Source organism: Streptosporangium saharense, assembly GCF_014203715.1.
GTDB lineage: Bacteria > Actinomycetota > Actinomycetes > Streptosporangiales > Streptosporangiaceae > Streptosporangium > Streptosporangium saharense.
The window spans coordinates 578,003-597,396 of the sequence record NZ_JACHJP010000004.1 but is presented as its reverse complement, the minus strand read 5'-3'; the positions used below and the strand labels follow the sequence as shown (position 1 = coordinate 597,396).

19 protein-coding genes are annotated in these 19,394 nt (G+C 70.5%); 14 read left to right on the top strand and 5 right to left on the bottom strand.

All coding sequences use genetic code 11. From position 1 onward, the window contains the following. The first annotated feature begins 234 nt into the window (after positions 1-234). On the top strand, positions 235-1,506 hold the full coding sequence (locus tag FHS44_RS22580) for a cytochrome P450 family protein (protein ID WP_312863771.1): 1,272 nt from the start codon (positions 235-237) through the stop codon (positions 1,504-1,506). Here FHS44_RS22580 and FHS44_RS22575 read toward each other — a convergent pair. Genes FHS44_RS22575 through FHS44_RS22565 form a run of 3 tightly spaced genes read right to left on the bottom strand, consistent with a single transcriptional unit; the run spans position 1,455 to position 5,139 of the window. Continuing rightward, positions 1,455-2,654 (bottom strand): vWA domain-containing protein, encoded by a 1,200-nt coding sequence (locus FHS44_RS22575; RefSeq protein ID WP_312863770.1) that lies wholly within the window; start codon positions 2,652-2,654, stop codon positions 1,455-1,457. The genes FHS44_RS22580 and FHS44_RS22575 overlap by 52 nt on opposite strands. Continuing rightward, entirely contained in the window at positions 2,648-3,895 is a 1,248-nt protein-coding gene (locus FHS44_RS22570) for an AAA family ATPase (protein WP_184717724.1), read from the bottom strand. Before FHS44_RS22570 ends, FHS44_RS22575 begins: the two co-directional genes overlap by 7 nt. 32 nt (positions 3,896-3,927) lie before the next feature. Further along, a complete protein-coding gene (locus FHS44_RS22565) occupies positions 3,928-5,139 on the bottom strand; it encodes a hypothetical protein (protein ID WP_184717722.1) in 1,212 nt (403 codons plus the stop codon). A 93-nt stretch (positions 5,140-5,232) separates the two neighbouring features. On the opposite strand from FHS44_RS22565, the gene lgt reads away from it, so the two are divergent. From lgt to FHS44_RS22510, 11 genes are all read left to right on the top strand, one after another. Beyond that, on the top strand, positions 5,233-6,315 hold the full coding sequence (lgt, locus tag FHS44_RS22560) for a prolipoprotein diacylglyceryl transferase (protein ID WP_184717720.1): 1,083 nt from the start codon (positions 5,233-5,235) through the stop codon (positions 6,313-6,315). A gap of 532 nt (positions 6,316-6,847) precedes the next feature. Beyond that, entirely contained in the window at positions 6,848-7,666 is an 819-nt protein-coding gene (locus FHS44_RS22555; RefSeq protein ID WP_221461127.1) for a fatty acid desaturase family protein, read from the top strand. 8 nt (positions 7,667-7,674) lie between these two features. Beyond that, positions 7,675-8,772: a 3-oxoacyl-ACP synthase III family protein gene (locus FHS44_RS22550; RefSeq protein ID WP_184717716.1), complete on the top strand. Its 1,098-nt coding sequence runs from the start codon at positions 7,675-7,677 to the stop codon at positions 8,770-8,772. Then, the gene (locus FHS44_RS22545) at positions 8,772-9,842 is read left to right on the top strand and encodes a MupA/Atu3671 family FMN-dependent luciferase-like monooxygenase (protein WP_221461126.1); all 1,071 of its coding nucleotides are present in this window, start codon (positions 8,772-8,774) and stop codon (positions 9,840-9,842) included. Before FHS44_RS22550 ends, FHS44_RS22545 begins: the two co-directional genes overlap by 1 nt. Next, positions 9,839-11,542, top strand: a complete 1,704-nt coding sequence (locus tag FHS44_RS22540) for a beta-ketoacyl reductase (RefSeq protein WP_184717714.1) — start codon at positions 9,839-9,841, stop codon at positions 11,540-11,542. The genes FHS44_RS22545 and FHS44_RS22540 overlap by 4 nt, the downstream gene beginning before the upstream one ends. Further along, entirely contained in the window at positions 11,539-12,729 is a 1,191-nt protein-coding gene (locus FHS44_RS42395) for a beta-ketoacyl-[acyl-carrier-protein] synthase family protein (RefSeq protein ID WP_184717712.1), read from the top strand. Before FHS44_RS22540 ends, FHS44_RS42395 begins: the two co-directional genes overlap by 4 nt. Positions 12,730-12,756: 27 nt before the next feature. Continuing rightward, a complete protein-coding gene (locus FHS44_RS22530; protein ID WP_184717710.1) occupies positions 12,757-13,602 on the top strand; it encodes a sterol desaturase family protein in 846 nt (281 codons plus the stop codon). Further along, positions 13,586-14,596 carry a phosphatase PAP2 family protein gene (locus tag FHS44_RS22525; protein WP_221461125.1) on the top strand — a complete coding sequence of 337 codons (1,011 nt, stop codon included), beginning with the start codon at positions 13,586-13,588 and terminating at the stop codon, positions 14,594-14,596. The genes FHS44_RS22530 and FHS44_RS22525 overlap by 17 nt, the downstream gene beginning before the upstream one ends. 51 nt (positions 14,597-14,647) lie before the next feature. Then, entirely contained in the window at positions 14,648-14,761 is a 114-nt protein-coding gene (locus tag FHS44_RS41080; protein WP_184717708.1) for an ATP-binding cassette domain-containing protein, read from the top strand. A gap of 267 nt (positions 14,762-15,028) precedes the next feature. Continuing rightward, the gene (locus FHS44_RS22515; RefSeq protein ID WP_184717706.1) at positions 15,029-15,391 is read left to right on the top strand and encodes a nuclear transport factor 2 family protein; all 363 of its coding nucleotides are present in this window, start codon (positions 15,029-15,031) and stop codon (positions 15,389-15,391) included. A gap of 98 nt (positions 15,392-15,489) precedes the next feature. Beyond that, positions 15,490-16,185 (top strand): HAD family hydrolase, encoded by a 696-nt coding sequence (locus FHS44_RS22510; RefSeq protein ID WP_184717704.1) that lies wholly within the window; start codon positions 15,490-15,492, stop codon positions 16,183-16,185. A gap of 107 nt (positions 16,186-16,292) precedes the next feature. Here FHS44_RS22510 and FHS44_RS22505 read toward each other — a convergent pair whose 3' ends face one another. After that, the gene (locus tag FHS44_RS22505; protein ID WP_184717702.1) at positions 16,293-16,670 is read right to left on the bottom strand and encodes a DUF5997 family protein; all 378 of its coding nucleotides are present in this window, start codon (positions 16,668-16,670) and stop codon (positions 16,293-16,295) included. A 55-nt stretch (positions 16,671-16,725) separates the two neighbouring features. Here FHS44_RS22505 and FHS44_RS22500 point away from each other — a divergent pair, with 55 nt between their 5' ends. Together FHS44_RS22500 and FHS44_RS22495 are read left to right on the top strand one after the other, a co-directional pair. Continuing rightward, positions 16,726-17,454 carry a LysR family substrate-binding domain-containing protein gene (locus FHS44_RS22500; protein WP_184717700.1) on the top strand — a complete coding sequence of 243 codons (729 nt, stop codon included), beginning with the start codon at positions 16,726-16,728 and terminating at the stop codon, positions 17,452-17,454. Between the two features lie 141 nt (positions 17,455-17,595). Next, complete coding sequence (locus FHS44_RS22495; RefSeq protein WP_184717698.1) at positions 17,596-18,558, top strand: LysR family transcriptional regulator; 963 nt, start codon at positions 17,596-17,598, stop codon at positions 18,556-18,558. On the opposite strand, the gene FHS44_RS22490 is transcribed toward FHS44_RS22495, so the two are convergent. Beyond that, the gene (locus FHS44_RS22490) at positions 18,545-19,393 is read right to left on the bottom strand and encodes an alpha/beta fold hydrolase (protein ID WP_184717696.1); all 849 of its coding nucleotides are present in this window, start codon (positions 19,391-19,393) and stop codon (positions 18,545-18,547) included. The two genes, FHS44_RS22495 and FHS44_RS22490, sit on opposite strands and share 14 nt — an antisense overlap. Position 19,394: the final 1 nt, after the last annotated feature.

Here is a 19,394-nt window from a genome sequence, read left to right as displayed (position 1 = left end):
CAGCACCAGCGGCTGGAGACATCACCGTCGTAGTAGGTCTGCTTGACCGCGTGGTCGCGTCCGGGGCCTCGCCGTACGTGACCGAAGCCCATGGGAGGCGGCCCGCTGTCACATACAGTCGGGCTGTCCGGTCAATCGTCCGCGGGGTCCTCGTCAGGACGTAGGCCACAACTCCACAGGGAACGCCCGCGAGATCTCGCTCCGCCCGTCATCGCGATCGTAAGGAGAAGACACGTGTCCCACGCTCTCCCGTTCGTTATCGACCCCGCCGGTGCCGACCGGTACGCCGAGTATCGGGCCCTGCGGGAGCGAGGTCCGGCGACCCTCGTGGACATTCTCGGGCTGCGTGCCTGGGCGGTCAGCGATCCCACCCTTCTCAAGGCCCTGCTCACCGATCCCGCCGTCTCCAAGAACGGCCGGGCGCACTATCCGGCCTTCCAGCAGACGGTCGGCACGTGGCCGCTCGCCCTGTGGATCGAGGTGCAGAGCATGTTCACCGCCTACGGCGCCGACCACCGCAGGCTGCGCAGGATGGTCGCCCCCGCCTTCGGCGCCCGCCGCATCGCCGCGCTGGCGCCGACCATCCGGTCCCTGGTCACCGCGTTGCTCGACGACCTCGCCACCGTGCCCCCGGGCCAGGTCGCCGACCTGCGCGAACGCCTGGCCTACCCGCTGCCCATCGCCGTGATCGGCCATCTGATGGGCGTGCCCGAGGAGCGGCGGGACGACTTCCGGCAGCTCGTCGACAACGTCTTCGACAGCACGCTCACGCCCGAGCAGGCCATGGCCAACACCGTGCTCCTCTACGAGACCATCGACCGGCTGATCGCCGCCAAGCGCGAGGAACCCGGCGACGACATGACCTCCCTCCTCATCGCGGCGCGTGACGAGGAGTCGGACGGCACCGGCTTCACCGACGTCGAACTGCGCGACACGATGATCCTGATGATCAGCGCCGGATACGAGACGACCGTCAACGTCATCGACCAGGCCGTATTCACGATGCTGACCTCCCCCGACCAGCTCGACCTCGTCCGCGCGGGCCGTGCCACCTGGGAGGACGTGGTCGAGGAGACCCTCCGCGCCGAACCCGCCGTCAAATATCTCCCGCTCCGCTTCGCCGTGACCGACCTCGAACTGCCTGACGGACAGGTCATCGCCGCCGGAGACCCCATCCTCGCCGCGTACGGCGCCGCCAACCGGCACCCCGACTGGCACGGCCCCGACGCCGATGCCTTCGACGTCACCAGGGCGGTGAAGGACCACCTGGCGTTCGGCCACGGCGTGCACTTCTGCCTCGGCGCTCCCCTGGCCCGCCTTGAGGTCGCCGAGGCCCTGCGCCAGCTCTTCGAACGCTTCCCCGACATGACGCTCGCGGCCCCGGCCGACACGCTGCGCCCGGTCCCCTCCCTCATCAGCAACGGCCACCGGGAACTCCCCGTGCGCCTGCGCTCTCACCCGATGGTGACCACCCGCGCCCATTCCGGTGGCGAATCCGGCACATAAGACCCGGTCCTCCTGGGAAACAGCCCAACCACCGTCCTGCACGCGGGCCGTACCTTGGGCCACGGGGTCTGACCGTCGGTCAGGGCCACGACGACGTCCGGCGCGGGTCTCGCCCGCAGTGCTCTGGCGAAGCCCGCGCGCAGGTCCGTCCCACCCCCGCCGACCAGCGTGATTCCCTCGGTACGGCCCAGCCGGTTCACGGCCTGGGCAGCGGCGTCGCACGACAGCACGCTGACCAGGTCACGCCTGCCACCCACGGCACGGACGATCGCGGCGATCTCGACGAGCGCGTCGCCGAGTTCGGCGTCGCTGACCGACCCCGAGGTGTCGACGACCACGGCCACCCTGGGCGGCCTGCGGCGCAGGCTCGGCAGGACGACGCCGGGCAGGCTCGTGGCCCGCCGCGACGGCCTGCCGTACACGTGGTCCTCTCCCACGCCGGAGGCGGACACCGCCGAGCGGACCGCGGCACCGAGCAGGTCCCGCCACGGCTGCGGCGGGTGGAACGCCTCCTCGGCCCAGCGCCGCCACCCTCTCGGGGCGTCGCCGGGACGGCCGACGATGCCCTCCGCGACCCGGAACCGCACCGCGTCCTGCTCCTGCGGGCTGAGGCCGTACGCGCCGTCGGGGCCGAGGTCCCACTCCCGCTCCAGCCCGTCGGCGCCGCTGCCGCAGTCGAGCCAGACGAGCCCCTGGGTGTACGGCCCCAGCCTGAACTGGCGCAGGTAGTCCTCCATGAGTTCGCCCTCGCGCAGCCCGAGGGTCTTCGGTTCGACGACACCCTCCGGCTTGACCAGCCCGTCCCCGTAGACGTCGTCGTTGATCTCGCAGTCCGCGGCGATGTTCATCCGCAGCCGCTCCCCAGGCCCGGTCAGCCCGCGTTCCCGCGCGACCCGGTCGCTGCGCCCGTGGTGGTCGCGCAGCAGGTGGGAGACCTCGTGCACCCACACCCCCGCCAGCTCCTCGACGGGGGTCCCGGCGACGAACCTCGGCGAGACGTAACAGCGCCAGTACCGGTCGACGGCCATCGTCGGCACCCGCCGCGACTCGACCGCGTGCAGCGCGAAGAGCGCCGTCGCGAGGTACGGCCTGGCCCGCGCGGCCAGCAGCCGGGCGGCGAACAGCTTCTCCCGGTCCAGGGTCACCACTTCGGCCCCGTGGCGGCTGTGGCGGCCGTGATCCGTGCCGCCGCCCTGTCCGCCCTGCCGCCCAGGGACACCACCCCGGTGAGCTTCTCGATCGACGCCGGGACGTCCCAGTCGGCGCGGCGCAGCGCGGCCAGGGTGCTCGCGGGCACGACCACCAGGTCAGGCGGCCCGGTCTCCAGCGCCCTGACCAGCAGCACCCACGCCGCCTCCCACCTGGCTCTCTCCGGTCGCCTCCTGACCGCCTCGACCACCCCGTCGAGTACGGCCTGGCGCAGGTCGCCCCGTTCGGGAAGGTCGGCGGTCGCCGGGTCGGCCAGCAGCGTCTCGGGGTCGGGCAGGTCCATCCTGTCCATGTTGGCCAGCAGCTCAAGCCCGGGACCGTCCCCGACCGTGCCCCTGACCAGCATGGACAGCACGTCCTTCGACGTGTCCGCCGCGGTGGCGAAGGCCGTGAGCCGCAGCGCCATCTCCCAGCTCCTGGGTGAGGGCCACGGCCCGCCCATACGGGCCTCGTCCTTCGGCAACTGGTGTACGAGGGCGGGGCGGGCGGCGAGGAGTTCGCACACCGCGCGCCGGGCGAACCGCACGGCCTCCGGCAACCGGTCCGGGTCGAGCAGGGGCAGCGACGCCCTCGGCCAGGTCCCGCCGAGGCCACGCACCACGACCTCGTGGTCGTGCGCCCACCGGAGATGGACGAACCGGTTGGCCAGCGGCGCGCTCAGCTCCCAGCCGTCGGCCGCCGAGGATCGCGGATTGGCCGCCGCCACGATCCGCACCCCGGGAGGAAGCCGCAGGGCGCCGACCCGCCGTTCGAGCACGAGCCGCAGCAGGGCGGCCTGGACCGCGGGCGGCGCCGTGGACAGCTCGTCCAGGAAGAGCAGCCCGCGCCCCGCCCTGGCCAGCCGTACCGCCCAGTCCGGTGGGGCCATCGGGACGCCCTGCGCCGCGGGGTCGTCACCGACCACCGGCAGGCCGGAGAAGTCGGACGGTTCGTGCACGCTGGCGATCACCGTGGTCAGCGGCAGGTCGAGGGCGACGGCGAGTTGTTCGAGGGCCGCGGTCTTGCCGATCCCCGGCTCTCCCCAGAGGAGAACCGGCAGGTCGGCGGCGACGGCCAGGGTCAGCGCCTCCAACTGGGCGTCGGCGCGTGGCTCGGTTGTCGTGTCGTTGAGCAGGGAGAGCAGGTCGGCGGCGACCTCCAGTCTGGAGGCGGGAGCCGTACCGGATGACGGTGTGGGCATGAAGATCACCTTTGAGGTCAGGGGAAAGGGGTTCAGCGGCGCGAACGCTGACGGGGGACCTCGCGGTCCTCCTGGCCCACCTCGGCCAGACCGGACCGGAACAGGCCATGCAGAACGCGGCGCCGGGCCGCCCTCTCCAGTTCGTCCCGCAGTGCGCCCTCGGGCAGCGAGGCGCCGGGGCCGAGGAGGTCCTCGATGGCGGCCAGGGCACCGGAGACGTCGCCGTGGTCGAGACGCGCCCGGATGTCGAGGAGTCCCACCGGGTCGCGGTGCGCCTGCTCGATCACCCGCAGGCAGGGCAGCGGGGTGCCGGTCAGCGCGGACAGCAGCTTCTCGCAGTGGATCTCGGCGGGATCGTGGTCGAGCGGCACCAGCACCCCGTCCACGAGTCCGATCCTGTGCTGGACGCCACGGCACTCGACAAGCCGTTCACCGCAGGACCGTCGGGCGGGTGCCGGGGAGTGGCCCGGCACGAGCGCCGCGGCGACGAGCGGGTGCAGCCGGTCAGCTTCGATCAGCCCGGCGCGGAGCAACGCCAGGTCGGGAAGCACCCACGTCGCCGCGTCGGGCAGCAGCGGCCAGTCACCCCCGGCGGGAGCCGCCGTGACCCACCCCGCCGTCAGGTCCAGCAGCAACCGACGCCTTCTTCCGAGACGTACGGCGACCGCGCCCTCGGCGCGTCCCTCCGCGTGGAGCAGGATCCGCGCCTCGGGCACCCACCGATCGGGCTCCGAGCGAACCCGCAGCTCAGCGGCCCTGCGCGCGTCCCACAGGTGGCGGTGCAGGTCGAGGCGGAAACGCCGGTGCGGATGGGGATGCGGGTGCTGCCCCGCGCCGGACCCGTCCCACAGCGCCAGGCTGATCCGCTGCCCGGCGCCCGCCCAGGCCGGTGGGGTCCGCGCCACGAGGTGCACCGCGGTGTCACGGTATCTGGCCAGGGAGACGGTCAGACCAGGACGCAGCAGACCGTCGGGGGCGATCCGTGGCATGTGCCATCGCAGCAGGTCAGGAGCGAGATGTCGGAGGTCGTCCCGGACCCGGTTCGCCAGCTCCCGGCCGTGGGTGCGGGCCGTTGTGTGAAGGTCCAGGTCGATGTCGACACGCGCGGCGGCGCACGCCCCCGCCCAGTCCCCGACGGTACGGCGGGCGGTCGCTGATTCGATCATGGTGGGCGGCACGGCGAACTCGCGCACGCGCAGCCAGAGGGAGAGACGGGAGTCCTCGTTCACGGTCAAGGAGCGCATCAGCACTCACCTTGCCGGAACGTGCCCCCCAATCCGCTGGAGTAGGTATTCATCGCGATCAGCATATAACCACCGCCGCCGGATTTGCCAAGCATGAAATGTTCAGCCCTGGAACGCACCAATATTTCTGGAGGCCTTTCCGCTTGGCTTGGGGGCCCATTCACCACCGTGAATCGTCTTCATGGATACGCCGTCGCTGTACGGCCCCATGGCGTGCCGCTAGTGTTCTCTCCCGTGATACTCGCGAGCATTCCCAGCCCGGAAACGGCGGTCTGGTATGTGAATCTCGGGTTCGTCGAGATTCCGATCCGGGCTTACACGCTGTGCATGGTCGCCGGCGTCGTCGTCGCGAGCATCGTCACGAGCAGGCGCATGCGGAGTCGTGGCGCGCCTCCCACGGCCGCCCTCGACATCGCCGTGTGGGCGGTGCCCTTCGGCATCGTCGGCGCCCGCCTCTACCACGTCGTCACCACCCCGGAGAAGTACTGGGGCGTCGGCGGCGAGGGCATTCTGGGCACCCTCAGGGTGTGGGAGGGCGGCATCGGCATCTGGGGCGCCGTCGCCGGGGGCGCGCTCGGCGCCTGGATCGCCTGCAGGCAGTTGAAGCTGAGCTACACGCTCCTGGCCGACTGCATCGCCGTCGGCCTTCCGCTCGGCCAGGTGGTCGCCCGGCTGGGCAACTGGTTCAACAACGAGCTCTACGGCGGCAGGACCGACCTGCCGTGGGGCCTGGAAGTGCACAGGATGTCCGGCGGCGAACCCGTCCTGCTGGAGGGCCTCTACCACCCCACCTTCCTCTACGAGATGGTGTGGAACCTCGGCGTCGCCGGACTCGTCTACTGGCTCGACCGTAAGTACAGGTTCGGCAGGGGCCGCGCGTTCGCGCTCTACGTGATGGCCTACACCGCGGGCCGCGCCTGGATCGAGACCATCAGGTCGGACGAGGCCCTGGTCTTCTTCGGCCAGCGGCTCAACTTCTGGGTCGCGATCCTGGTGTTCCTGTGCGCCCTTGCCTACTTCCTGCTGCGCAGGGGCCCGCGCGACTATCTCGTCCCGGCCCCCGGCGGTGAGGGCTACCTGACCGTCACCGAGGAGGAGTTCCTCGCGCACAGGGCGGCGGCCGAGGCCGGACCCCAGACCACGGCCGAGCCCGACGAGGCATCGACCAAGGGCTGACGACCCCACCCTCGCCGATGCCGTACGGCCATGCCCCGATCGGTGCCGTACAACGCCAATATGATTGCCATCGGCGTATTATTTCCAGAAATAAGGTAAATAACACCACAAAGAATGACCGACACCCGGGAATTCACTCCCGCGTTTATCGCGTTTACGGGCCTGGCCTAACACACAGAATCCCCTGACGCTCCACCAATCACACCAAGTGGCATACTTTAATCCACTTGTCGGGCGTCATCGGCCGTACTTATACTCGCCCGTAAGCCAAGCAGACCGGCGCAATTCTATAAGCGTCACTTCTCGCCGGCGGAAACTCGACTCCGATGGGACCCGCTGATTCCCTCCGCCCTGCTCAGGCGCGTCACATGTGAGACTTCCGCGCGGTCACTTGGCTCTTGACGGGGAATACGACGGGAAGGGGCAAATCATGGCGCCAGGAAAAGGTCCTCGGGGAACGCTGCCGCCCGAATATTTCCACCCGGTCTCCTGGCAGATGTGGAAATTTCCGGTATATGCCGTTCTTTTGGTCTTGGCCGTCTCGTTCGGCTCCACCTATTCCGGGCCGTTCGAGCCCCTCGTCAAAGGCGTCGCCGTCGTCGTCGGCGCGCTCCAGTTCATCGGTGTCTTCGGCCTGATGCACGAGGCCGCCCACGAGCACCTGGCACGCACCGGCAGGGCCAACAGGATGCTCGGCGAGGCGCTGTCCCTCGTCGTCGGGACGTCCTACCCGGGCTACCGCGCCGCCCACCTGACGCACCACGCGCGGTTCAGGACGGATCTCGACCCCCAGGAGGTCATCCATCCCCCGCACCCCAAGCCGATCATGGTGACGCTGCTGGTCGTGGCCGCCGTGATCGGGGCGCCGATCTTCCTGCTGGTGCGCGCGCCGCTCATCGCGTGGCGGCGGAGAGGGGCCTTCCACGCGCTCAGGGGACCGGTCGCGGCCATCACCCTCTACGGCGGACTTGGCCTCGTGCTGCCCGCCGTACAGTGGCACTTCCTGCTGTGGACCATCCTCGCCGGGTGGGTGCTCGGCAGCATGAACGACATCGTCTACCACCAGGGTCTGGTGGACGAGGACAGTCTGCGGGCCAGCACCTCCTTCGACTGCGACGTCTTCGGACAGGCCTTCCTCAGCGGGGCGAACCGCCACGCCGAGCACCACCTGTATCCCGGGGTTCCCGGACCGAGGCTCGTCGGGGCCGCGAAGGTGCTGCGCGGTGAGCTGCAGGCCATGGGGGTCCCCTACGAGCGCGGGTTCACCCTCGCCTTCGTCAAACGCCTGACCGCCAACCCCGTCTTCCTGCCGAAACCCCGGCGGGAGGAGCTGGCCGAGGCCGGGAGATGAGTCACCGGATGATCCCCGCCAAACTGGGCGTCCTGGGAACCGGCGTCGCGCTTCCCGGCAGTGCCCGCTCCAACGACGACATGGTCGCGTTCATGGCCCTGAGGGCGAGCAGGCACCTGTCCGGATTCGTGGGAAGCCTCGCGGGCCAGCTCGGTGTCCACCACCGCCATCTCTCCCGCGACCTCGCCAAGCCCCGTGAGCTGCCCCGCGAGGGCGACACGAACCCGGAGCTGTGCGAGCGGGCGATCCGCGCCGCCCTCGACGAGGCCCGGCTCGCGGTCGGCGACCTCGACCTCCTGATCGGGCACACGACCTCGCCGCACACGCTGCTGCCCCCGAACATCTCGTGGGTCGCGGACCGGCTCGGCTACCCGGGCCAGTACATGGAGCTGAGGCAGGCGTGCACCGGCTTCGCCAACGCGCTCATGATCGCCGGAAGCATGCTCACGTCGGGGGCGGCCGACCGGGTGTGCGTCGTCGGCAGCGAGACCGGCTCGACCCTCTTCGACGTGGACGACGCGCTCTCCGACCGGGGGCAGCTCATCAACGTCGCGCAGATGGGTGACGGGGCGGGCGCGGTGGTCCTGTCCCGGCACGAGGGAGGCTCCGGGGCGCACCTCCACAGCGTCTACTTCGGCACCCAGGGTCTCGGGAGGCCCTCCGGCTTCAGCCTCGTCACCGGGGGGTCGTCGCAACCGGCCCACAGCGTCGACGACCCCGGGGCCAGACGCGGTTTCGTCAACGACTACACCCTGACGCGCGAACACGGCCTTGAGCTGTTCCGCGCCGGGTTCGAGGTCCTGCGCTCCGCCGGAGTCGGTCCGCGGGAGGTGTCGCGTTATCTCACCCACCAGGCCAACGGGCGGCTGGCCTCGGTGCTCGGTCCCATGCTCGGCGTCGCCGAGGAGAGGTTCCACAACTGCGCGGCCGACCACGGCAACACCGGCTCCGCCTCGACCTGGATCGGCCTGCACAGCGTGCGTGAGCAGCGGCTCCTGCGTCCCGGCGAGGTGCTTGGCGTCCTCGGGGCCGAGGCCACGAAGTTCATGTACGGCGGTTTCGCCTACGTCGAGGGCACGCGCCCGAAGGAGACGGTGTCGCCCTGATGCGCCTGAGCCTGATGTTCTTCTCCGGCGCCCTCGCGGCCGGGGCCGACGAGCAGTACCGGACCATCCTCGAACTCGCCGAGATCGCGGACCGGCGGGGATTCGCCGGGATCTGGCTGCCCGAGCGTCACTTCTCGACCTTCGGCGCCCCCTTCCCGAACCCCCTGCTGCTGCTCGCCGCCGTCGCGGCGCGGACGGAACGGCTCACGCTCAGGTCCGGCAGCCTGGTCGCGACGCTCCACGACCCGCTGAGGCTCGCCGAGGAGCTGGCCGTACTCGACAATCTGTGTGGTGGGCGGCTTGAGGCCGGGTTCGCCTCCGGGTGGGCGCCGAGTGACTTCGCGTTCTTCCCCGAGCGCTACGAGAGACGGCACGCCCTGCTCTTCGAGCTGATCGACCAGGTTCAGTCGCTGTGGCGGGGCGGTCTGCACGACGCCCGTTCCGGGACCGGCGAGGCGATCCACGTACGGCCGCTGCCCCGGCCCGTGCGGCGGGACCTGCCCGTCTGGATCGCCGCGGCGCAGAGCACCGAGACCTTCCGCGGTGCCGGGCGCCGGGGCGAGGGAGTGCTGACCCACGTCCTGGACGGCGACCTCCAGAAGCTCGGGGAGAACATCGCGGCCTACCGCGAAGAGTTCGAACGCGCCGGGCGCGACCCGGCCGACGGACGGGTGGCGGTCATGCTCCACACCTTCGTCGGGCCTGACCGCGACGAGGTCGTCGAGACCGTGCGCGGCCCCTACTGCGAGTACCTCAAACACATCGCTCCCCTGGCCAGGGGGCTGGCGACCGCGAGGAGAAGGAACGTCGACCTCAACCGGTTGAGCGCGGGCCACGTGGACCAGTTCGCCCGCCTCCACTTCGAGCGCGCCGTGGACGGCCGGTCGCTGATCGGAACGCCGAAGGACGCCCTCGACACGCTCGGGACCATGCGGGATCTCGGCGTCGACGAGGTCGCGTGCCTCGTGGACTTCGGCCTGCGCGGTCAACAGGTCCTCCAGCAGATGCCGTATCTCGGTGACGTCAACGACCACGTCGCACCCGGGGCGAGACAGGGGAACGCGCCATGACCATGGGATCACCGCACGCCGAGGACTCGACGCGCATCCTGACGCGGCACTGGGAGCGGACAGACGACTTCGCGCCCCGGTCCGGTACGGCGGCGCGGACGGGATGGGTCGTGCGGACGTGGGGGCCGAGCCGCTGCGCCGACGCCCTCGTCACGGCGCTCCTGACCGAGGGCGCCGAGGTCACCCTGGTCCGCGAGGACGCCTCGACCGGAGGCGGCGCTCGTGGGGAGCACCACGTCCTCTTCCTCGACGAGGCGGTGCCGCTGACCGGGCTCGACCTCGCCGACGAGGGAAGCTGGGCGTGGGCCCACGCCGCCGTGCGCCTCTGCCGGCACGTGGCGTCCCTGCCCGGGGCCCGCCTGTGGATCGTCACCCGGACCGGGCTCAACGGCCCGGCACGCGGAGCCGTCACCCGGCCCGAGCAGGACTTCGTCTGGGCGCTCGGCCGCTGCCACGCCGCGGAGAGCCCGGAGAGCTGGGGCGGTCTCGTGGACGTGTCCATCGACGACCCCCGCGTGGCCGGGAGGGCGCTGGCCGACTACCTGCTCTCCGGCTCTCCCGAGGACGAGGTCCTGCTCGCCGACGACGGCCCGTCCGTGGCCCGGCTGCGGGCCTCCCTGCTGCCGCCCGCCGCCAGCGGGCACGGCGTCTCGATGGACCGGCTGCACCTCGTCAGCGGCGGGGCGCTGGGGCTCAGCTTCGAGATCGAACGCTGGCTCGCGGGCCGCGGTGCGAAACGGCTCCTGATTCTCGGCCGCACCCCCCTCGACGACGACAGGAAGCGCAACCTCCGGCGGCTGGAAAGCATGGGCTGCGCCGTGGACCACGAGGTCCTGGACGTGGGCGACCCGAGATCGGTGCGGCGGCTCACGGCGCGGCTGCGCGGCGAGGCGGTCGGCGGCGTGTTCCACCTGGCCTCCCACCCGCACGCCACCTCGGCCACCCCGGAGCAGACCCGGCTGCTGATCGGGGCGAAAGCGGGTGGCGCCCTGCTGCTGGGTGAGCTGGCCGAGGAGCTTGGGGCCGAGGCGATGGTCCTCTTCTCCTCCGCCGCGGCCACGCTCGGCTCCCCCGGCCAGACCGGCTACGCGGCGGCGAACGCCGTACTCGACGGGGTGGCGCGTCGTCTCCACGGCGGGCGCGTGCGCGCGGTGAGCATCGCGTGGGGGCCGGTCGGCGATGTGGGGTTCGGCGCCACGCGCGAGGGGGCGGACCTGCACGAGGTGTGGGAACGGCTCGGCCTCGGGCGGCTGACGGTCGGCCAGGTCCTGTCGGCGGTGGACATGGCCCTGTCCCAGGACGAGCCGAACCTCTCGGTGGTCACGTGGGAGGGGTCGACGCCGGGCACGCCGCCGTGGTTCAGGCAGCGTCCGGTCCTTGAGGCGCTGTCGGCCGTGGAACCCGTCGGGCTCTCGCTGGAGCACCTGGCGGAGCTGGCGGACGAACAACGCGTCCAGTACATCGTCCAGGTGGTCGGGAAACACCTCGCGAACATGCTGAACCGGGCGCCGGACGACATCGACCCCGACCGGCCGCTGCTCAGGCTGGGGATCGACTCGCTCATCGCGCTCGAACTGCTCTTCGTCATCGACCGGGAGTTCGCGGTCCGCCTCGAACTGCGCGAGGTCCTGGTCGACCTGGACGCCACGCTCAGGACGACGGCCGGAAAACTCGACGAGCGTGTCCGGGTTGCCCGGTGAGGGACGTCGGGGTGTCCGGTCTCGGGGTGCTGACGCCGATCGGGGCGACCCCGGACACCTTCTGGAAGGCGCTGACCGATCCGTTCCCGCACTTCGCGCCGCCGACGAGCTGTCCGCAGGTGGGGGTTCCCGTCGGGGAGATCCTCGCCACGGACCTCGTCGCGGAGTCGGTCCTGCCCCGGCCCTCGCTGTGTGACCGTTCCGCCCTGCTCGCCGTGGCGGCCGCGCGCGACGCGCTCGACGACGCCTGCCTCACGGCCGACGACTGCGACCCCGACCGGGTCGCGGTGATCGTCGGCAGCGGGGCCGCGGGCGTCGCGACGATCGAGGAGCAGTACGACCTCCTCTACCGCAGACGCAGGCCCAGGGTCAGCCCGCTGACCGTGCCGAAGATGATGAACAGCGCCGCGGCGAGCTGGATCGCCACCGCCTTCGGCTTCCAGGGACCGGCCTTCTGCGTCTCCAGCGCCTGCGCGTCGGCGACGCACGCCATCGGGATCGCGGCCAGGCTCGTCGAGTCGGGCGTCGTCGATGTCGCCGTGTGCGGCGGCACCGAATCCTGCCTGGCCGAGGGCCCCCTGCGCGCGTGGCACGCCCTCGGGGTGCTGACCAAGGACACCTGCCGCCCGTTCTCCGCGAGCCGTACCGGACTGGTGCTCGCGGAGGGGGCGGGCATGCTGGTCCTCGAATCGGCCGAGCACGCGCGGGCCAGGGGTTTCGTCCCCCGGGCCTCGGTGGTCGGCTCCGGCTGGAGCGCCGACGCGGGGCACCTCACCAGGCCGTCCGCCGACGGAATGGCCAGGGCCATGACGAAGGCCCTGCGGGAGGCGGCGCTCAGGCCCGAGGAGATCGACTACATCAACGCCCACGGAACGGGCACCCTCTCCAACGACCCGACGGAGGTCACCGCCCTCAGGGCGGTGTTCGGCTCCGTCCCGGTCATGTCCTCGACCAAGGGAACCACCGGCCACAGTCTCGGCGCCTCAGGCGGCATCGAGGCGGTCGCCACCCTGCTCGCCATGGAGTACGGCATGGCACCCCCGACCGCCAACTTCGACGGCCCCGACCCGGAGTGCGACCTCGACTGCGTGCCGAACGTCGCCAGGGAGCACCCCATGCGCACGGTGATGTCGAACTCGTTCGCCTTCGGGGGCCTGAACGCCTCCGTCGTTTTCCAGCGGATCTGAATCCACACACGTGGGAGGCGGTGCACCATGTTCCTCGGCTGGTTCGCTTTGGGAGTCGCGCTGTGGACGCTCCTTGAGTGGTTCATCCACGGCAGGCTCGGTCACCGTCGCGGCGCGAGGAACCGCTTCGCGGTCGAACACGCCAAACACCACGCGACGCCCCAGTACATCGCCGGGTGGACGCTCAAGTTCCTGATCGTCACGCCGGTCGCCCTCGTCCTGTGGGCCCTCGTCACGCCGGTCCTCGGCCGCCCCGACGCGGCGGGGCTCGTCGCGGGCCTGACCCTCATGTACCTCTACTACGAGCTGGTGCACCGCCTCATCCACCGGCGTCCGCCCAGGAGCCGGTACGGCCGGTGGCTCAGGATCCACCACGTCCACCACCACTTCCACGGCCCCAGGACCAACCTGGGCGTGACGTCGCCGATCTGGGACAGGGTGTTCGGCACCTACGTGCGGGTCGAGCTGCCGGTCTCCATCCCGGAACGGCACGCGCCCGACTGGCTCCTCGACCCGGCCACCGGCGACGTGGCTGCGGCCTTCGCGGGAACCTACGTCATCTCCCGGCGCCGGGCCACTGGGGGGTCTGGGACGCGGGCTTCCGAGGGTCGGCTTTCCGAGGATCGGTTTTCCGGGGCGCGGGTTCCTGAGGCCCGCGTTTCTGGGGCTCGGGCCTCTGAGGTCCGGGCTGCCGGGGCACAGGTTCCTGGGATCCGGGTTTCCGAGGCGCAGGTTTCCGAGGTCCAGGTTCCTGAGACTCGGGTTTCGGGGGCCCGCGTTTCGGAGGCTCGGGCTTCCGAGGCTCGGGCTTCCGAGGCTCGGGCTTCCGAGGCTCGGGCTTCCGGGGAGAGCCGTCGTGGAACTGGGCAGTGAGCGTCGCGCCGGGGTCCGGCCCCTGACGCGGGTGGCTGTCGCCTCGGTCGTCGTGGCCGTCTTCCTCGGTGCCCACGCCGCTTCCGGAAGGCTCACGCTCGTTCACGTGCTCTTCGCCGGGGTGTGTCTGCTGGCGGTCCTCATGCTGGACCGTTGGCGGCCGGTGACGATGTTCTTCCTGCCGCTGTTCGTCCTGCTCGGCGTCTACGACCTTCAGCGTTTCCTGGTGGCCAGGGTCACCTCCGTCCCCGTCCACGTGGCCGAGTTGCACACCTGGGAGCTGGCGTGGTTCGGCATCCCCACCGCGACCGGCAGGGTGACGCCTGCGGCGTGGTTCCAGACGCACACCTCGGCGGTGCTCGACCTCATCTGCGGCCTGGCTTACATCGGGTATTTCACGCTGTTTATGGTTATGGCGGCGTGGTGGCGGTTCGGGCTGCGGCGGGACAGGTCCCAGCTCGTGACGTGGGCGACGCTCCTGCTGCATCTCGGGGGCTACCTCGTCCACCTGACCTACCCGACGGCGCCGCCCTGGTACGTCGACCGCTACGGCCTTGGCCCCGCCGTTCTCACCGCACCGGCCGAGGCCGCGGGCGCCACGCGCTTCGACGAGCTGCTCGGGATCTCCTGGTTCGCCAACTCGTACACGAACAGCGCGAACGTCTTCGGTGCCTGTCCTTCGCTGCACGTCGGGCAGATCTTCCTGGCCGTCCTGTTCGCCTGGCGGTTCCGCTCGCTGCGGATCGTCGCGACCACGGGCTGGCTGGTGGTCGTCCTGGCGTCGGCCTATCTGAACCACCACTACATCGTCGACGGGCTGGTGGGGATGGCCTTCGCCGTCGGCGCCTACGCCCTGGTCCTCACCGGGAACCGTTGGTGGCCCACCCGGCTGTCGAGGGCGCCCCGCCGTACCCCGGCGAGATCTGGGATCACGGAGAGGCAGGAACCGGCGGTCCTCGGTGGACACGATCGGCGGACGTGGTCCGAAGAGTGATATCCATGATCCGCGCACACGAGATCGTCAAGACCTGTCCGCTCCGGCGACATGACGGTGCCCGTGCTCGGGATCGAGGCCGGGGAGTTCGTCACCGTCGTCGGCCCGCCTGGGACCGGGAAATCGACGCTGATGAACTGTCTGTCCGGGATCGACACCATCTGATCACCGACGGCCTCTACATCCACGCGCTGCCGGACAGGAAACGGACGGCTCACCGGGCCAGGCGCATGGGTTCGTGTTCCAGGGCTTCAACCTGATCCCGCTCCCGGTGGCGTCGGTGAAACCGGGCGAGGCACCGTCCCGGTGAGCTCTCCGGCTTTCTGGGTGATCCATTCGGCGACATGATTCCCACGCCGGGGACAGTTGTGCGCTGGCCTTCGCCCCGTACCGTCCCCCTCAGTGATCCCGGTTGTGTGGGAAAGGGATGGCATGACCGACGACGTGGTGCGACGTGTCTTCCGGGCGGTCGACTCGTTCGACCCCGACGAGTTCGCCCGGCTTCTGGCGGAGGACGCCACGCTGGTGTTCGGCAACGCCGAGCCGCTGGTGGGTCGTGAAGCCATCGTCGCCGGGCTGCGGGCGTTCTTCTCGACCATCGGCGGCCTGCGGCACCGGATCATCAGAAACTGGCAGGTGGACGCCGACATCATCGCCGAGACCGAGGTGACCTACCAACGCCCCGACGGCAGGGAGGCCACCGCCGTGGCCGTGTCGATCTGGCACACCGGTGCCGACGACCTGATCACGAACTACCGCATATTCGTCGACTTGACCCCTGTCTACGCGGCTTAGGTCTTTCGGGACGGCGGAAAACCCGCTCGCCTGGGCGCTTCCGAGGTCGTACGGTCGCACATACGACCGGCCGCGACGCCAAGATCAGGAGAGTCCGCTTGACGAGCACGAGGGTACGGCCCCATGTCGCCCGTGTCCTGGAGCACACCCGTGCGGTGTTGCTCCCCTTCGACGGCACGGTCTGCGATCTCTTCGCCGATGTGGACACCGCCGCGATCGCCAAAAGAATCCGGGCCCGGCTCTTCAAGCGTGGGCACCGGATGACACTTATGGTCGCCATTACGGCCGATCCGCTGGGGATGATGGCATACGCCCGTAGTGTCGGCCCGGCCTCCGGCGCCGAAGCCGAGAAGATCGTCCGTGACGCGGAGCGGGCCGCGGCCAGGACGGCCACGCCCGAACCGGGGATTCACGAGGTGCTGCGGGCCTGCCAGGCCAGCGGCAGACCCGTCGCCGTGATGGGATACACCTGCCCCACGGCCATGGAGTCCCACCTTGAGGCACACGACCTGCGGCACCTGGTGGGACCGGTCATCGGACGTGGGCAGCGGCGGCTCTCCGCGCAGAGGCTGATCCGGCAGGCGGTGGAAGCACTGGGCGTGGAACCGTCCGACTGCGCGCTGGTCAGCCAGTCCCCCGAGGGCATGTTCGCGGCGGAAGAGGCCGGAACCCACGCGATCGGCGTGGTCAGCAGGCACTCCACACGCAAGCAACTCGCCTTCACCAGCAGCGCGGTCGTCGTCTCCTCGCTCCCCAAACTGGCCGACGCGATCACGGCCGTTCCTCCGGCGTGACCATGTGAGCCTCGTACCGGGACAGGCCGGTTCGGTGGGACATGAGGGCGTCGCCGCGCTGCCGTACGGTCTCCGCGGAAGCTTTCTCGGTGAGGCGCCGCGGAATCTCAGTTGTCGCGTTGCTTGAGGCGGAGGGCCTCTTTGCGGACCTCGACCTGGTTGGCCTGCTCGCGCTCCAGCCACTCCGGCTTCTCCGCCTTCAGCGCGTCGATCTCGGCGGTGGTGAGCGGTTCGGTGATTCCGTTCCTTGTCAGACCGGCGACGGAGACCTTGAGCTTCGCGGCGACGACCTGCTTGGTGTGCGGGCCGTTCCGGCGCAGGTCAGCGAGCCAGGCGGGCGGATTCGACTGCAACTGGTTCAGCTCGTCCCTGGTGACGACGCTCGCCTGGAACTCGGCGGGCGTGGCCGAGAAGGGGACACCCAGCTTCTTGGCCGCGGTCGTGGCCTTCATCGTCTGGACGGACTTGGGTTTGGGCGAGGTCATGGCGTCAAGAGTAGTCAGCCGGAACGGGTTCCTTTGACATCGGTACCCTGAGGAAGTGGCTGATGGAGAGACCGGCAGGACGTTCCGACTGGCGTATGTGCCCGGAGTGACACCCGCGAAATGGGTCAACGTCTGGACCGAGAGAATGCCCGACGTGCCGATCACCCTGGTCGCGGTTCCCGCCGCCGAGGTGGTGGATCTTCTGCGGAACGGCGGTGCCGACGCCGGACTCGTCCGGCTGCCGATCGACCGGGACGGGCTCAGCGTGATCCCTCTCTACGTGGAGACCACGGTGGCCGTGGTGCCCAAGGACCACGTGGCGACCGCCGCCGACGAGGTCTCCATCGCCGATCTCGCCGACGACGAGGTGTTCCACCCGCTGGACGACACCATCGAGTGGCCCGTACGGCCCGGCCTGCCCGCGTTCACCCGTCCGGCCACGACGGCGGACGCGGTCGAGATGGTGGCGTCCGGCACGGGGATTCTCCTGGTTCCGCTGTCGCTGGCACGCCTCCACCACCGCAGGGATCTCACCCACCGGCCGGTTTCTGACGCGCCACAGTCGCAGGTCGCGCTGAGCTGGCCCACGGACGCGACCACCGACCTGGTGGAGGACTTCATCGGTGTCGTTCGCGGTCGTACGGTGAACAGCTCGCGGGGCCGTACTCCCGCCGCTCCCGCGGAGAAACCAGCCCAGCGGCGGACACCGAAACCCGCGCAGAAAAGCTCCGGTCGCCGGGCCGTACCGGCTGATCGTAGGAAGAAGGGCCGCAGGCCTCGGTGACCGGCGACAACTGCGGGCGACAAAACACCCATACTGTGACGTTCCACCCCGGAAGCTCCCGCTAGCATCAAGGTTTCCCGGTCCCGCCTCGCGGATGCCCTTACCGCGACGGACGCCCGGCCGACTCGCGAGGGAGCCCGCGTGCCCACGATCGACCCTCGACGCCTCCTCGTTCTCCGCGCCTTCGTGCTGTCCGACTCGGTCACCGCGACCGCGGCGGCGCTGCACCTGACGCCGTCCGCGGTCTCACAGCAGCTCGCGGCGCTCGAACGCGAGGTCGGCCACGTGCTCGTCGTACGCGCGGGGCGCAAGCTGACGCTCACCCCGGCCGGGCGCATCCTCGCCGAGCACGCCGAGGAGATCAGCTCCCGCCTGAAGATCGCCGAGGCCGACCTGGCCGCGCACGCGGCCGGTGTCCTCGGACAGCTCCGGATCGGCGCCTTCCCCACGGCGATCAGCTGGCTGGTGGCACCCGCCATCGTCGAGCTGCGCCGTCAGGCGCCAGGCGTGGACGTCACGGTCGTCGACGCGGAGGCGCACATGAGCCACCGGATGCTGATGCGCGGCGACATCGACGTGACCGTCACCATGGAGTACGAGTCCAGCCCCGAACGTGACTCCCCCGACATCGTGAAGTTCCCGCTCTACATCGAGCGGTTCAGGGCCGTCCTCCCTCACACGCATCCGCTGGCGGGCGAGGAGGGCGTCGGGCTCACCCAGCTCGCCGAGGAGGGCTGGATCATGCCCTCTCCCGGTAACCCGTGCCGCACGATGGTGCTGCAGGCGTGCGCCGAGCTCGGCTTCCATCCGCCGATCACGCACGTCTCGGACGACTACCGTGCCGCGCTGGCACTGGTCGCCGCCGAGGCGGGGATCTGTCTGGCGCCGGAGTCCGCGCTCTCCGCCCGGGACGCCGACTGGGTGGCGATCCTGCCGACGCGCGGCGTCGCGCCGCTGCGCAAGGTGATCATGACGACCCGGCGCGACAACCAGGGTCACCCCGTCGTGCGCGCGGGACTGGACGCGATGCGAGCCGCCGTCGCCTCGCCGGACTCGGAGATCTACGGCCCGCTCGCGCGGTCCGACACCTTCAGCGTCGAGTGACGGCTCCGACCGGCGGGGCGTTCTCGCGGAGGAAGGCGTCGACGTGCCGGTGATACTCGTCCGGCTTGTCGCGGCGCACACAGTGGTGGGCGCCCTCGATCACGACGACGTCGAAGCCGGGCGCGACGGCCGTGAGGCGGTCACGGGAGTGCTTGTCGACGATGACGTCGCCGGTGCCGGTGACGAGCAGCGCCGGCACCCCGGCCGGGCCGACCGTGATCTGCCGCGCGGTCGGCGTCCAGATCCGGCGCTTCTCGTGGACCCGCTGCTCCATGTAGTCGATGTCGACGGCCTTCATCGCCTCGGCGAGCGGGCGCAGCTCCTGCTCCGCCCAGTGCGGATTGAGCTCGCGCTGCATGTCCACGAGTTCCTCGACCGACGCCGTGTCGGCGTAGTCGAAGGGGTCCTTGGTGGTCTGCTCGACGCTGAGCCACGGGTTGGGACCGGCCTCGGGAACCCACCACGGCGGGTCCTCAAGCACGACCCCGGCCACGAGGTACGGGGCGTCGGCGGCGACGAAGGCGGCGATCCGCGCGCCCATGGAGTGTCCGACGATGAGCGTCCTGCGCCCGGTCTCGTCGAGCATGTCCTTGAGGATGTCGATCGCGTCCTGCACCATCACGTCGGTGGACGGAACGCCCTCGTGCTCGGGCAGGCGGCCAGGCGACTTCCCGTGGCCCCGGGCGTCCGGCGCCACGATGTGGTAGTCGCCGCCCCAGCGGTCGACGGCGTCACCGTAACAAGCGCCGGACTCCACGGCGCCGTGCAGGATGAGGATGGCGGGCGCATCTGCTGCGGCCCGCCCATACTCTCGGACGAACAGGTCGGTTCCCACG